The organism is Limihaloglobus sulfuriphilus, assembly GCF_001999965.1.
GTDB lineage: Bacteria > Planctomycetota > Phycisphaerae > Sedimentisphaerales > Sedimentisphaeraceae > Limihaloglobus > Limihaloglobus sulfuriphilus.
In genome coordinates, this window is the sequence record NZ_CP019646.1 from 660,289 (window position 1) to 674,691 (window position 14,403).

General features: G+C 47.7%; 12 protein-coding genes. 9 read left to right on the forward strand and 3 right to left on the reverse strand.

The annotated features are described in order from the left end of the window. Nucleotides 1-356: 356 nt before the first annotated feature. From SMSP2_RS02565 to SMSP2_RS02605, 9 genes are all read left to right on the forward strand, one after another. Nucleotides 357-551 carry a hypothetical protein gene (locus SMSP2_RS02565; RefSeq protein ID WP_186804812.1) on the forward strand — a complete coding sequence of 65 codons (195 nt, stop codon included), beginning with the start codon at nucleotides 357-359 and terminating at the stop codon, nucleotides 549-551. After that, entirely contained in the window at nucleotides 548-1,426 is an 879-nt protein-coding gene (locus SMSP2_RS02570; RefSeq protein ID WP_146682463.1) for a sensor histidine kinase, read from the forward strand. Before SMSP2_RS02565 ends, SMSP2_RS02570 begins: the two co-directional genes overlap by 4 nt. A gap of 10 nt (nucleotides 1,427-1,436) precedes the next feature. After that, nucleotides 1,437-1,790, forward strand: coding sequence for an STAS-like domain-containing protein (locus SMSP2_RS02575; RefSeq protein WP_146682464.1), 354 nt, complete (start codon nucleotides 1,437-1,439; stop codon nucleotides 1,788-1,790). Between the two features lies 1 nt (nucleotide 1,791). Beyond that, a complete protein-coding gene (locus SMSP2_RS02580; RefSeq protein WP_146682465.1) occupies nucleotides 1,792-2,337 on the forward strand; it encodes a type II toxin-antitoxin system VapC family toxin in 546 nt (181 codons plus the stop codon). A 379-nt stretch (nucleotides 2,338-2,716) separates the two neighbouring features. Continuing rightward, nucleotides 2,717-4,426: an ABC transporter permease gene (locus SMSP2_RS02585; protein WP_146682466.1), complete on the forward strand. Its 1,710-nt coding sequence runs from the start codon at nucleotides 2,717-2,719 to the stop codon at nucleotides 4,424-4,426. 140 nt (nucleotides 4,427-4,566) lie between these two features. Then, complete coding sequence (locus SMSP2_RS02590; RefSeq protein ID WP_146682467.1) at nucleotides 4,567-5,649, forward strand: ABC transporter ATP-binding protein; 1,083 nt, start codon at nucleotides 4,567-4,569, stop codon at nucleotides 5,647-5,649. 87 nt (nucleotides 5,650-5,736) lie between these two features. Beyond that, nucleotides 5,737-6,732 carry a prepilin-type N-terminal cleavage/methylation domain-containing protein gene (locus SMSP2_RS02595; protein ID WP_146684794.1) on the forward strand — a complete coding sequence of 332 codons (996 nt, stop codon included), beginning with the start codon at nucleotides 5,737-5,739 and terminating at the stop codon, nucleotides 6,730-6,732. A 62-nt stretch (nucleotides 6,733-6,794) separates the two neighbouring features. After that, nucleotides 6,795-8,972 carry a hypothetical protein gene (locus SMSP2_RS02600; RefSeq protein WP_146682468.1) on the forward strand — a complete coding sequence of 726 codons (2,178 nt, stop codon included), beginning with the start codon at nucleotides 6,795-6,797 and terminating at the stop codon, nucleotides 8,970-8,972. A gap of 42 nt (nucleotides 8,973-9,014) precedes the next feature. Continuing rightward, entirely contained in the window at nucleotides 9,015-11,165 is a 2,151-nt protein-coding gene (locus SMSP2_RS02605) for a PASTA domain-containing protein (protein WP_146682469.1), read from the forward strand. A 129-nt stretch (nucleotides 11,166-11,294) separates the two neighbouring features. Here SMSP2_RS02605 and ptsP read toward each other — a convergent pair whose 3' ends face one another. From ptsP to pyrE, 3 genes are read right to left on the reverse strand one after another with little or no spacing between them, the layout of a single operon-like run. Next, nucleotides 11,295-13,559 carry a phosphoenolpyruvate--protein phosphotransferase gene (gene ptsP / locus SMSP2_RS02610; RefSeq protein ID WP_146682470.1) on the reverse strand — a complete coding sequence of 755 codons (2,265 nt, stop codon included), beginning with the start codon at nucleotides 13,557-13,559 and terminating at the stop codon, nucleotides 11,295-11,297. Between the two features lies 1 nt (nucleotide 13,560). Continuing rightward, the gene (locus tag SMSP2_RS02615) at nucleotides 13,561-13,854 is read right to left on the reverse strand and encodes a hypothetical protein (protein ID WP_146682471.1); all 294 of its coding nucleotides are present in this window, start codon (nucleotides 13,852-13,854) and stop codon (nucleotides 13,561-13,563) included. A gap of 18 nt (nucleotides 13,855-13,872) precedes the next feature. After that, nucleotides 13,873-14,397: an orotate phosphoribosyltransferase gene (gene pyrE / locus SMSP2_RS02620; RefSeq protein ID WP_146682472.1), complete on the reverse strand. Its 525-nt coding sequence runs from the start codon at nucleotides 14,395-14,397 to the stop codon at nucleotides 13,873-13,875. Between the last annotated feature and the right edge of the window lie 6 nt (nucleotides 14,398-14,403).

A 14,403-nucleotide genomic window follows, 5' to 3' on the forward strand; every position in this document is an offset into this window, starting at 1 on the left:
CTGATTCAAGATGAATTGGAATCAAAAGAAACATAAACGAAACAAAAAGAACACAGGCTTGCATTTTTCTTTGTGCGGCGGTAGCGCGGCACCTCTTTAAAGCCGCTGTTCTAACGAAAACACCGCTGAACCTATCACATAACGCTCAAATAACAAAAAAAAGCGGCGCCGCCTCGCTGCGCTCGTTGTCGCGTGCACTCCAAAGCACTGTAATTATTGCCTTTAGCGTTTTTGTCGCAGACAAAATGTATGGTCTGTCGCAGATTATCCTTGAAAAAAAGATAAACCTCTGCTATTGTTTCGTTTACATTTAAGTAGTATTTCAAACAGGATTAACAGGTACATAAGGGCGGATAATGGCTAAAATTGAACTGACAGAAGCGGAAAAGAGAGAGGTGCTCGAGTGTCTGGAAAAGGGAAAGCCCCTCGATGATAGATTCCGGTTTCTGCTCTTTGGCGATAAACGTGAGGTTGAGCTTGTCTGGAACGGCAAGACCAGCCAGGTATGCAATGTCGTTCTGCCGTTTCAGGTTATCGAGGTGGGTGTATGAGGATAGAGCTGCCTGATATACGCCACAATCAATTTGGGTTTGAGGCTTTAGTGTTCCTGAAAAGCCAAACAGAGGAATTATGGCTGGAAACTATAGATATAGACATGAAATTGACAACCTGGTTTGATGCGGATATGTGCGCGGCGTTTGGGGCCATTCTCTACCGCCTTGGAGAAAGACTCAATACTGTTAAACTGAATAATATCAGTGAAAATGTTGAGATAATCCTTTCTAAGAATGGTTTTTTGAGTCATTACGGGCGTAACAGATTTGCTGATACATGGGGAACCACTATTACTTATCAGCGATTCGACGTTAAAGATGACCGTTATTTTGCCGGTTACATCGAAAAAGAGCTGATACATCGCAGTGAAATCCCAAAAATGTCGGCAGGCCTGCTGAAAAAATTTCGTGAGAGCATCTTCGAGATATTCAGTAACGCCGTGCTTCACTCCCAAACTAAATATGGCGTTTTCAGCTGCGGGCAATTTTATCCAAGAGGCAGCCGTTTGAACTTTTCAGTAGCAGATTTGGGTATTGGTATCAGGGGTAATGTAAAAGAGATCAAAGGCTTTGACTTCCCGGCCGAGGATGCCATCGACTGGGCGACCCGGGAGCATAATACGACAAAAAGAGGTAACATACCCGGCGGCCTGGGTTTAAAACTGCTCTGCGAATTTGTTGACCACAATGGCGGAAATATTCAAATTTTATCCGATGCAGGCTACTGGAGAAGAGAGAACAGAAACGTTACCAAAAAAAGAATAAATGATGTTTTTCCCGGAACGGTTGTTAATATAGAGATCAACACAGCCGATACACATTCCTATCAGCTTGCTTGTGAAAATAGAATAACAGAAAACGATATATTTTAAGGTGATACAAATGGAAAAACAAATTGAATTATCAATATTTGAAATAGTCGGCAGCCCCTTATGCGTTGCATCTGGAGATGGTGAAAAAGTTTACGAAAGGCTCGATCAGGCTTTTTCTAATGGTGTTGAAGTTAAACTTTCGTTTGGCAATATCGATACCCTGACATCCGCCTTCTTAAATGCGGCAATTGGCCAGTTGTACGGCAGTTACTCTGAAGAACAGATAAGAAATCTGCTAAAGGTACAGGATATGCAGCCGGACGATATGGCTCTGTTGAAAAGAGTGGTTGAAACTGCCAAGCTGTATTTTAAAGACCCTGACGGCTTTGATAAGGCAAACCGTGAAGCGATGGAGGAAGATTAGAATGTCCAGTAATGTAATAGAAGCTGAGAGTTATGAGTTTTCTGCACAGGATAAATTGATTGTTGACACCAATGTCTGGATTTTCAATTACGGCCCGTCATCTCCACGTAAACCTCAGGTCAGAAAATATTCTCGGATTTTGTCTAATGCATTGACGGCAAAATGCCAGATATATATTGATGTTATGATTGTATCAGAGTTTATTAATACTTATGCGAGAATGAAGTTCAATCAAATTAAACAACAAAACCAATTTTGCAACTTCAAATCTTTTAGAAACAGTTCTGGTTTCAAAGCGGTTGCCCGGGATATTGCATCTGATACGAGGCGAATATTAAGTCTTTGCAACCGTATAAAAACCGGTTTTGAAACAGTAGATATAGATAAGATTTTAACCGAATTTGGGCAAGGAAATTCCGACTTTAATGATCAAATGATTACAGCTTTATGTAAAAGGGAGGGATTGACACTTGTTACAGATGACGGCGACTTTGCAGGTAAGGATATCCCGATCATAACTGCAAACAGACGACTTTTAGCCCCTTGAAAAAAGACGCCGTGTCAGAGCAAAACCCTGATCCTGCAGTTGGACGCAGTCACGACGCAAAAATATGATAACAGATATTAAATTGTAGTGCAATATAAATCAGGGTTGTAAATGGCAATACATAAAGATTTTCCGAGCTCACCGTATGATATACTCGATCCGAAAATAGGTTGGTTCCCGGCTCATGAGGCTTTGCGGGAGTCATCGTATCAAAAACTTCTTTCGATTTTCTCTTGAAGTAAAAACCGATTTCGCTATACTGCATTGACTATATGCGGTGTTGGGTGCAGCTCTCCTAAGTACCTGTATAGTATGTATTTAACTGATGTGATATGAATTACTGCCTTTGGCGGCTTATAAGTGTGTATAAGGAAAATAGATGCTGACAGGTACAAAGCGAACAGGTAAGTATATACCTACACTGTTATTTATATTGATCTGCGCGTTCTTCGGCGCGTTTTTTATATATCCAATGCTGCTTGCTGTAAAGGAAGGTCTGCTTCATGATGGAGATCTGAGCCTGTATTGGGTTATCAGCATCGTAAAAAACAAGATTTTGCTCCAGAAGTTTATTAACAGCCTGCTGTTAGCTGTAATAACAACTTTTTTGATTATATGTCTCTCCCTTCCACTGGCGATGATCAGTGCCAATTGCAGTTTCAAAGGCCGCGATATAGCCGCGAATCTGCTTCTGCTGCCTATGATTATGCCGCCGTTTGTGGGGGCTCTTTCTGTTAAGAGATTTTTCGCCCAGCACGGCATACTCAACCAGATATTGATAAAAGCGGGCGTGATTGAGTTTTCGCAGGCGTATGACTGGCTTGGTACCGGTTTCGCGGCGGTAGTGCTGATGCAGATGCTGCACCTGTTTCCCATAATGTATCTGAATCTGACATCATGCCTGTCTAATATTGACCCCATGTATTACGAGGCGGCGAAAAACTTCGGGGCTTCGGGCTGGAAACAATTCTGGAAAATAACTCTACCTCTTTTGCGGCCTGGAATATTCGCCGGCAGTTCCATCGTGTTTATCTGGTCGTTTACAGATATTGGAACGCCGTTAATATTTGATTATAATGAGCTTGCTTCGGTAAAGGTGTTTAACGAGCTGCAGCAGTCAAACATCAGCGGCAGCGCATACGGTTTTGTTATTGTTCTGCTTTTGGTCAGTGTTGCCTGTTATTCACTGACTAAAGTCGTTCTGGGAAAGCCGGTAGCATCAGACACTTCCAAAGCGACAGTCTCGGCGCAGTCCAGGCGGCTTTCAGGTATTAAAACGTTTCTTGTCTGGCTTCTGTTCGGCTCTGTTACCCTGATCGCGATCATGCCGCACCTTGGCGTAATAGTCACCGCTTTTGCCGACCGCTGGGTAAGCACAATCGCCCCTGAATCCTGGACTTTAAACCACATGAAGTTTGTCCTTACCCAGCAGCAGACACGAACGAGCATTATCAACAGCCTCAAATACGCATCATGCTCCACGCTGCTGGATATCGTAATAGGAACCACCGCGGCATGGCTGATTATAAGGCGCAAGCATTTTGGCTCACGTGCGCTTGATTCGATGCTGATGATGCCTCTGGCAGTTCCGGGGCTTATACTCGCGGCAGGATTTATCGCCATGACAGTTATGGGAAGCCGGTTCGAGCGTATTGGCCCGGCTTACAACCCATTCATAATCATAGTGATAGCCTATGCAGTACGCCGCATACCGTTTGTGGTCAGGGGTGTTTCGGCCGGACTTCAGCAGATACCGGTAACACTGGAACACGCGGCTATGAATCTGGGAGCGTCTCGATTTACCGCGTTTAAACGGATAACAATGCCGCTGATTTCGGCTAACATAATCGCTGCCGGCGTGCTTACGTTTGCTTTTGCGATGCTCGAGGTCAGCGATTCTCTGGTGCTTGCCCAGCAGGCGGCGCATTATCCGATAACAAAGCAGATGTACGTTTCCGTGGCGGCGAATCCCGATGCGGTCAATATCGCCTCGGCACTTGGCGTGGTGGGAATGGTGCTGCTGGGCGGTTCGATGTTTGCCGCGTCGATGCTGATGGGGCGTAAACTCGGGGCAATATTCAGGGTTTGATTTAATTAAGAATTAAGAATTAGGAATTGAAACAGCAAGTGGACATGATTAACAAGATTTACAGGATAAAAAAACAAATTTAAAACCTGCTAATCCTGTCAAATAAGATTAAAAATTAAGAATCAGGAACATCTGGTTATATGAGACAGATAAAAATAGATAATATTCATAAGAGTTACAAGCAGAGCGGCTCTCAGCTGAAGATTCTGGACGGGATCAATATAACAATAAGCTCGGGTGAGTTCTTTTTTCTGCTGGGCCCCAGCGGCTGCGGCAAAACGACACTGCTTAGGATAATCTGCGGGCTTCTCGAGCCGAGCTCGGGCAAGATATTTTTCGACGACAAAGACGTTACACAAGAGTCTGTCCAAAAAAGAGATACTGCGATGGTTTTCCAGAATTACGCCCTATGGCCGCACATGACTGTGCAGAAAAACACGGAGTTCGGCCTTGAAATGAAGGGCGTTGACACCAAACAAAGGGCGCAAGAGGCCCTGAAAAACCTCAAAATGGTTCAGATGGACGAATACGCATCCAGGAAACCCAACCAGCTCTCCGGCGGCCAGCAGCAGAGGGTCGCGCTTGCCAGGGCGATAGCATCACGGCCGCAGTGCCTTCTGCTCGATGAGCCGCTGAGCAATCTTGATGCAAAACTCCGGCTCCAGATGCGAGGCGAGCTTCGCCGGCTGGTCAAATCTTCCGGCATTACAGGTATTTACGTTACTCATGACCAGAAAGAGGCCCTGTCAATGGCGGACCGTATAGCCATTATGCACCGCGGACGGGTTGAGCAGGTTGCCAGTCCGTTTGAGATGTATGAGAGGCCGCACACGTCTTTTGTTGCCGATTTTGTCGGCGAGGCCAATTTCCTTGAAGGCAAAACAACTAAGGAGGGCGAATGTGTTGCGGTTAACACACCTGTTGGAACAATATCTGCCCAGATGAATGATTTCTTCACTGATGGGGCAGTGTCAAGGTGCTGTATCCGTCCGGAAAAGATTACCATGGCGGCCGCAAACGAATCACCTCTGGAGGGTTATGAAAACAAAATACCGGCCTCTATAATTTCCCGAACTTATCTGGGTGAGTCCATCCAGTACGAAGTCGCTCTCAAGGACAAGCAAAGCTGGAAAATATCTGTCCCCGGTTCAATGAAATTTCCCGAAGATAAAGAAACTTACCTGTATTTCAAAACAAACGACGTTGTATTGTTAAGAGAATAAAATACTTAGAGTTTGCCGGAACTTTTTTTGAAAATTTTAGTATAAACAAATAAAACGCTAACATTATTTAGGGACAATAAAGTCGATATGAAAACTGTTATTAGCCAAAGAACAAAACCGCCTCTTCTCTCCGCAGGGTTCACCCTCATAGAGCTTTTGGTTGTAATATCAATCATAGCTTTGCTTATGGGAATAATGATGCCGGCGCTTAGCCGTGCCAGAGCTATAGCTCAATCGGCAGTATGCAAATCCAATCTCCGCCAGTCCGGAATCGCCCTGGCAACCTATACCGCTTCAAATAAAGACTGGCTGCCCGGCCCCAACACCAGCGGCGGCAATATCGCCAGAAATGAGGCAACTCCCAAAGAGCTGGCTTCCAAAACCAGTCCGGTGCAGAACTGCGACTGGATATCGCCTCTTCTCGGCAACGAATTCGGCCTTCCAACCGACACCGAAGAGCGAATTATAGAGCTTTGTACTAATACGTTTGTGTGTCCTTCCAACAAAGCCAAATATGATTATGAGTATCCCGGCGGGTTTATAAATAAAGTTGACGTTACTTCGCTTAAAGTTTTCAGCTACTCATCGCCCACAGCCTTTCACGCATACAGTTTTCGCAATACCGGCAAACCTGTAACCGATGCCGAGATACGCAATGCCGCGACAGTAGCTCCCGGTTATGTGCCCAAGATGACAAAAATAGGCAGTGCTCAGCGGAAGATATTTGTGCTTGAGGGCACACGCTACTTAAGAGAAACCGGCGGCGTCTATCAGGCTTCATTGAACAATATCAGGTATCAGAACGACGGGGGCAACTATATGGTCTGGGGGCCTGCTACACAGTTCCCCGGTGATCCGTTTGTCATTGGCACGCCGGCAAATCTGGAGTTGACCGATACCGCCCGCAAATATGCTTACAGGCATAATGACGGCTTCAACACAGCGTTTTTTGACGGCCATGTAGAATCACTTAGCTGGCAGGAAAGCCTCGATATAAGGATGTACTGGCCGAGAGGCTCTCGGGTTATGCGGGCAAACTTTACCTACGACCCAAACGACAGAAACGGCATGACAATAAAATAGATTAAGGAGTTTTCGCTATCAATCCATATAGAATTATTCGCGGCGGCTCCGAAAAAAGGGCATTGTTTGTTTTTGCCCTGGCGGCTGTTTTTTGTTCAAGCGGCTTAGCTTCAATTCGTATAGCTACCTACAACATCGCCCAGGGTGATATCAGAAACGGGCTGGAAACAGTTCTGGCCGGAATAAGCCAGAGCAGCTCCGCCGGCATTTCAAAACCGTTTGACCTGCTCGTCCTGCAGGAACAGGATCCGGATACAGATACCACAATACAGATAAAAAATATTATTCGCGGCCTTTATCCGGATCAGGATTACCGCTGCGGAAATCTCACTACCAGTGATATAGGCATCGGCGGCAGTCCCGGGGCGGTTTATAATTATAAAACCCTGCGTCTGCTCGAAGAAAGGGCCATCAGTACGCCCGGTATCAGGACGCCGATACGCTACAAGTTCAGCCTGGCAAATTATCCTCAGTCGCCGGATACGGAATTTTATGTTTATGTCTGCCATCTCAAGGCGTCTCAGGACAGTGCCGCTCAAAGGGCGGATGAGGCCGAGGCGATCCGGTCGGACGCGGATGCATTGGGTGCCGGCAAAAACGTTATTATTGCAGGCGATTTAAATCTTTACAGCAGTTCAGAGTCAGCCTGGGCAGAATTAACCGCTGCCGGCAATGCGCAGATGCATGATGCGGCAGTTGGCGGCGTGGGCTACTGGCATGATAACAGCAGTTTCAGGCATCTGCACTCTCAGGCTCCAAGCACCAATCCCGGCCCCGGTCTGGTCGGTGCGGGCATGGATGACCGGTTTGATTTTCAAATGCTTTCATCAGAGCTCATGGACGATGCCGGATTCTCACATATCAGCGGCACATACAGGGTACTCGGCAACAACGGTTCGCACCAGCTCAACGAGTCAATATCAACAGGCAGCGGCGGTTCTGCCCAGCTGCTAAACGCGATAATGTCGGCTTCTGACCATTGCCCGGTAATCCTCGAGTATCAGCTGCCCGCGGTTATGAATGTCCAGACGCAGTTTGAACTGCCCGCACCATTTGTGGTTTCAACGGGTTACAAATTTCCATTGTTGATATCAAACTCCGCCGACACGCAGGTCTCTGCCGGCGCGGACGAGCTGGATTATCATATAACTTTAACTCACACTCTGTTGTCCGAGCCTGATAACCAGGGCAGCGATTATGAATCCATGACCGGAACCGATGTCGGCAGCGGGCAGATGCAAGGTAGTTTTGATTTTGATGAGGTTTCCGGCGGCTATTCAATTGACGGCGCAGGGGTTATATCCGGCATGTCAGAGAATTTTTATTATGTTTACAAGCCGGCGGCTGAGCAGAGTGAATATGTTTACCGGCTTAACGATATCTCGGGCGGCCTTGACAGTGGTACCGCGGGCATGATGCTGCGTGGAAGCCTCGAGACAGGCAGCGTTTACGGGTATCTCTATGCCACAAAGAGCGGCTATTTGTCCTGGCGCAGGCGAACTTCTGCCGGCGCAATTGCCATGACCACACCTCCGCAGCAGGTGTCACTGCCGGTATGGCTGAAAGTATCAGTCAATGGCGGTACGCTGGCAGCGAGCTATTCACCCGACGGGACCGGCTGGAATGAGCTTGTATCAGAAAGTATCGGCATACAGGGAGGTTACGCCGGACTGGCGGTATCCTCCGGCTCTGATACAGAGACGCTCAACGCGGTGTTTTCTCCCGCGGGCAGTTCCGGCGGTTCGGCAGTAATAGAAACTGACGGTCAGGCTCTTGCTGCAGGCGATGTGAACAATCACTCATTTTTCGCAGGCAACGCCGCCGCGGGCACATGGACTACAAGCGTCAGTATAACTTCTGATTCTAAAGCGGTTAAAGACGGTTCGTTTGACGCATCGCTTTCTTATGTCGCGGTGGAACATGACGATGTTACCGGCGATGGCGTTTTTTCACTTGACGATATCAATACTCTCTTAGACAATATGGAATCAGAGACCGCCGCGGGCGACTATGACGGCGACGGTGTTATAACTCTGGCAGACCTGGATTTACTGCTTGAGATAATGGGTATTCCTGCCGGCGATACAGACCTGAGCGGGCGAGCGGACAGCGGGGATTTTTTCGCCCTGGCTGATAACTGGCTCAGGATTTTATCCGGCTGGCAAAACGCCGAGCTAAACGGTGACGGCGTTATCAATTACGAAGACTGCGCCCTTATGTCAAAGGGCTTTATATGGTAATTTTAAAGTATAAAAGATGTTTAATTCCAAGGATTTTTTAAAATGAAAAGATTATGTTTTACACTTCTGGTCATTTCCCTGCTCGCGGCGGTGCCATTCGCTTCGGCAAAAACACGCTACTATGACTGGGAAACCGGAACGGAAGCCTACATGGGCTATTATGGAAATGTGGACACGGTTAATACAGGTTTCAGCACAGAGCAGGCCCGCAGCGGTTTACAGTCATTGAAGATTGTAGAAGATCCAATTGGCGGCACCCCTCAGACTTATGTTTGCTGGGTAACCGATGTTGAGTCTGGCGATGTGATAACAGCCAAAGGCTGGATCTGGAGTAATACTCAGAATGCGGAAGATAAACCCAATGGTCGTTTCTGGATGCACTATTCTTCTGATACTGACATAAACGCATATGATGGCTCTATCAGTGGACAAGATGAAAGTCTTGTTGGTACGACCAATTGGATGGAATTTACTCAAACTATTACTGTTGATTCCGGTAAAGTTGCTGTTGTAGTTGAGGCTCGAATCTCAAGTGGAGCTGCTCCTGCTAACGTCATTTATATTGACGATTTGACAGTAACCGTTCCCGAGCACTGCACGATAGTTTTCCCTGATGGCACAGAAGGAATTGATCCCGGTCTGGCTATGGTAACTGTGCCTGATGTTGTCGGTATGACCGAAGCGGCGGCAGTCAGTGCTATTGAATCAGCCGGGCTTACCGCGTTTATATCGTACAATTTTGATGAGACCGTTCCTGCCGGCGAGGTTATTTCTCAGAATCCTGATGCACTTACAGAGATAGAAGAAGGCTCGCAGGTTACAATAGTTGTTTCTAAAGGCCCGGCTCCGGTTCAGGCGATCAGTGAATACGGCTGGGAAAACCGCGGCACCGATTTGGGTGTTTACGGCAGCGGCTATTCTGAAAATGATTTTACAACAGCGTATGAAGGCAGCCGCTCACTGAAGGTGGTCAGAGGAACGAGCAATCCGAATATCTATGTCGCATGGATAACCGGTCTCAATGACGGTGAGCAGGTTACTGCGACAGTCATGGGTAAATATGCCGGTGCGGGCAGCGGGCTGCGGCTTTACGCCCAGCAAAACTCTGGTACCCTCAACGCCGAAGAGTATAACGGCAGTATCGGCGGAATGCAGGATTATCTGGCAACAGGCGACTGGGGCCAGATGTCATATACCTGGACGGCGGGAGACGGCTACGGCGGAATAACAGTGCAAATCCGTGTCTATGGTGATGAAGGTGATTACGGCTGGGTTGACGCTCTTGCTATATCGGCACCAGAGACCGCAACGGTTCATTTCCCCGAAGAGGTTACTGATCCTGTATGTACCGCGCCTGCCGGGGATATAACCGGTGATTGTGTTATTGACCAGGCTGACCTTGCCGCGGTTACGGATAACTGGCTTGTTACTAACTGGGGCCCGTTTGACCTTGCCGGCTACCAGAGCTACGGCTATGACTGGCGTGATACCGGTTATACGATAATTGGTGAGTATAACGGAGCTGTGCCGGCAAATATTGAGATGCTTGATGCGAAGTCCGGCCGTGTTCTCGAGTGCAGACGCGGCGTAAACGGTTTTCCGCAGTTCTATATCTCGCGTGTTGCCGGTTATGACGGCGGCCTCCAGGGCGGCGACAAGATTCTGGCAACAGTACGTATGAAAAGCCCGATGGCAGAGGGCCTTGAGCTTGTCGGCTTCCATGTAGAGGGCGACACCCTTGGCAGTTACAGTTATGCCGGCGGAAAGACATACACTGGCCTTGTCAGTACGACTGAATGGGCCGAATATACATTCGAGTTTGTCTATGAAGACGGCACCGAAACTGATCCCAGAAATGGTTACGTCGTAGCTGTAGAAGGAACCGGCAAGGGTGTTGACGGTGATGTTATTGGCTACGTAGATGAGATTATAGTAAGCGCGCCTTACCGTGAAAACGGTGGTATGCCGGCTATTGAGTTGGAATTTGGTGCTGATTACCCCAATAATTATGACCTGAATTTCGGCTATGCAGTAGCTCAGGTTGATGTTCCTCTTCTTGAATCGTGTAACGGTAATCCCCAGGGCGATGTCAACGGCGATTGCTATGTGACACTTGCAGACTATGCGTATCTGGCTGTAGAAGGGGCCTGGATGAAGTGCTTCTGGGATCCGATTACAGAATGCCCGCAGTGATAGCTGCAATCTCATAAAACAGATAAGCCCTTTAACGGGCACGAGATTATAAAAAAGGCCGCTCGTGAGATAATCACGGGCGGCCTTTTACTGTTGGTCTGTATGAATTATGTTTCAAGCTCAACTTGGTCATTCGACCGAATCGGGCGTATGGTCTATTTTGAGCAGTTTTGCAATCTCTGCGATTCTGGGCGTCCGGCAGATGTCGTCTGCAAGTTTTTGTGCACGGCTGATGTCTATCTTTTCAATAACACTCTGCGCCTCGGGTATGTATGATGGTGATATGCTCAGAGTTCTCATTCCGATACCGAGCAGAAACGGCAGGAACGCCTTATCGCCGGCCATACTGCCGCACATGGAGACAGGTTTGCCGTGTTTGTCGGCTGTTTCGACAATCCGCTTGAGCGAGCGCATTACCGCCGGATGGTGCGGGATGTAGAAGTCCGAGACCTTTTCGTTTGTGCGGTCAACGCCGACCATGAACTGGATAAAGTCGTTTGTGCCGATGGAAATAAAGTCTGATTCTTTTACTACATCATCGATGATCTCCACGAGTGAGGGCAGCTCGAGCATGAGGCCGATTTTGGGGTTTGAAATATGTTCTTCGCCGCGTTTTTTCAGCTGCTCTTTGCATTCTTCTACGATCGCGCGTGCAGTTTCAAACTCCTCAAGCGATGATATCATAGGGAACATGATTCCGATATCGCCGTTGCTGCCGGCACGGAGTATTGCCTTTATCTGATCCTCGAAGACCTCTATATTCTGAAGTGAAAAACGGATGCTGCGAAGCCCGATCGCCGGGTTCATCTCTTTTGCGTCGTGGTAATAGCTGAGAACCTTGTCTCCGCCTACATCGAGTGTGCGGAATATAACGGGCTTATCGCCAACGCCGTCAATCAGCCTTTTGTAAGTGATGTACTGCTCCTGTTCACTTGGGAAATCGCTGCGGATAATAAACGGGAATTCGGTTCTGTAGAGGCCGATTCCTTCGCATTTTACATCGCGGGCCTGTTTTAAGTCGCTCAGCAGGTTGATGTTTGCCAGTATTGTAATCCGCGTTCCGTCGGATGTGTATGTTTGCGGTTTTACCTCTCGGCCGGCGGCGCTGACCGCTAAGCGTTCTTTGTTTCTCCGCTCGAATTCGAGAATAATCTCTTCTTCGGGCGAGAAGTATATATTACCAGAGTCTGCGTCAAGGAGTACCTGTGTACCCTCGTCAACCTGCATGATAGCCGGATCATTTGCGATTACCATCGGCACCTGCAGAGATCTGGCCAGTATCGAAAGATGGCTGGTAACTCCGCCGCTGACAAGTATTATGCCGCTGACTTCTTCAGAGCTGAGCCGCAGCAGCTCGGAGGGGAAGAGATCTCTGGCGGCAACGATCTTGCCCCGCAGCTCCAGGGATTCTTCTTTTTCTCTGATTATGTTCTTTATGATTCGCACCGAGAGGTCTTCGACGTCCTGCACCTTTTCACGTACAAAGTTGTTGTCAGCCTGAGAGAAGATATCAATATACTTTTGGGCTACTTTTATCATCGCGACAGGCGGGTTGATCCCTTCAGAGATGAGTTTTTCAATCTCACCGGTAAACGCTTTGTCCTGCAGAATCATCAGATGTGATGTAAATATCATAGCAGCGGCGTCATTGAGCCTCTCTTCAACTTTTTTCTGAAGTGTCTTGAGCTGGTTGGCTGTCGCTTTGATGGCGCGGTGGTAGTCCTTGATGGTGAACTGTTTGTCGTAACTTAGTTTTTTGTAACGCTTGAAATCCCTGTCCTGGTCATAAATCTCAAGCTCGGAAACGGCAAAGCCCTTTGCCGCGGAGCGGCCGCGGATAACCTTTTCAACGGACTTGGTCTCGGCGGCAGTGTTGGCGTGCTGTTCGTGAATATCCATTATAAAACGGACATTCTCTATCATGTTCGCCAGCTGCGAGCTTACTGCCCTGCACGCAAGGATGTCATTTTCGGTGAACTTCTTTTTCTTTACCCTTTGCAGCACGATCGCTCCGATACGCTCTATGCCGCGGTGTATCGGCACAGCGAGGAAGTTGTCGTATTGCTCCTCGTTTATACTTGCAAAATGTTTATACCTGGGGTCGGAGCTGGCTTTGTGGACACTTATTGCCCGCATTTCTTTTAGTGCGGTGCCGGTTATGCCCTCGCCGAGTTTCAAAGATACCTTGTTTATGCTCTCCGGCGATAAGCCGTGTGATGCTCTCAGCGTGAGCGTTTTGTTGGACTGCTCGTAGAGGTATATAGAACAGACGCTTGTCTGCATGTGGCTGCAGATAAGATCTACGATCCTCTCGAGCAGATACTCAATGCTTATGTTTTCTCGAAAAAGGTGGTTAAGTTCACTGATATTGCAAAGCAGCTGCGTATGTTCCATTTTACATATTCCTTATGCTCTCGGTTTTTATTGAGAGAGCAGCTGAGATTTTATTGCGGTAATAGAGTATAATGTCCAGGCTTATCAACAACGTGTTGAAGACATACAGGATTATGACATAATCCATGTTCGCGGTCATTTTGAACAGTATTCCGGATATGTATCCGGTTAAAACCACAAACAGAAATATTATGCTTTTGCCGTCGTTTGAGCGGGATTTCCACGTTCTGTAAACAGAAAACGGCCACGCCGCCCCAAAACACAAGAGCATTCCGATTTCAAAGATATTGTTCATTTCGCTGCGTTCTCCGGATCAGTCTTTTATACCCAGATCCAGTTTTGTTATGATACTTTCAAATTCATAGCCTGCCTCGTTTATGTTTTCCCGGGCTCCCTGCATACGGTCTATAACGGCGACGATCTTTTTGACCTTTGCTCCGGCATCGGTGATCACTTTTGCCGCTTCGAGAACCTGGCCGCCGGTAGTTGCTATATCCTCAACCAGCAGAACTACATCGCCTTCTTTCAAAACGCCCTCTACCATTTTACCGGTACCGTAGCCTTTTTTGCTGTTGCGGATAATCACCCAGTTTACACCGGAGGCAATAGACGCCGATGCCGCAAGAGCGATGCCGCCAAGCTCGGGGCCTGCGATTAGTGTTACATCACCCGTTACGTGCCGGGCAAATTCCTCGCCGAGAGCCTTGAGTATATCCGGGCAGGTCTCGAAGAGATATTTATCGAGGTAGTATTTGCTTTTTTTGCCGCTGCGGAGGGTAAAGTCGCCTTCGAGGTAGGCGGTTTCTTTTATTCTTGCAATGAGTTTTTCTCTATCCATTGTGTT

Coding starts and splice junctions, on each gene's coding strand:
- SMSP2_RS02585 (WP_146682466.1), top strand. CDS start 2,717: ATGCTGACAGGTACAAAGCGAACAGGTAAGTATATACCTACACTGTTA.
- SMSP2_RS02570 (WP_146682463.1), top strand. CDS start 548: ATGAGGATAGAGCTGCCTGATATACGCCACAATCAATTTGGGTTTGAG.
- SMSP2_RS02605 (WP_146682469.1), top strand. CDS start 9,015: ATGAAAAGATTATGTTTTACACTTCTGGTCATTTCCCTGCTCGCGGCG.
- SMSP2_RS02565 (WP_186804812.1), top strand. CDS start 357: ATGGCTAAAATTGAACTGACAGAAGCGGAAAAGAGAGAGGTGCTCGAG.
- ptsP (WP_146682470.1), bottom strand. CDS start 13,559: ATGGAACATACGCAGCTGCTTTGCAATATCAGTGAACTTAACCACCTT.
- SMSP2_RS02580 (WP_146682465.1), top strand. CDS start 1,792: ATGTCCAGTAATGTAATAGAAGCTGAGAGTTATGAGTTTTCTGCACAG.
- SMSP2_RS02615 (WP_146682471.1), bottom strand. CDS start 13,854: ATGAACAATATCTTTGAAATCGGAATGCTCTTGTGTTTTGGGGCGGCG.
- pyrE (WP_146682472.1), bottom strand. CDS start 14,397: ATGGATAGAGAAAAACTCATTGCAAGAATAAAAGAAACCGCCTACCTC.
- SMSP2_RS02595 (WP_146684794.1), top strand. CDS start 5,737: ATGAAAACTGTTATTAGCCAAAGAACAAAACCGCCTCTTCTCTCCGCA.
- SMSP2_RS02575 (WP_146682464.1), top strand. CDS start 1,437: ATGGAAAAACAAATTGAATTATCAATATTTGAAATAGTCGGCAGCCCC.
- SMSP2_RS02590 (WP_146682467.1), top strand. CDS start 4,567: ATGAGACAGATAAAAATAGATAATATTCATAAGAGTTACAAGCAGAGC.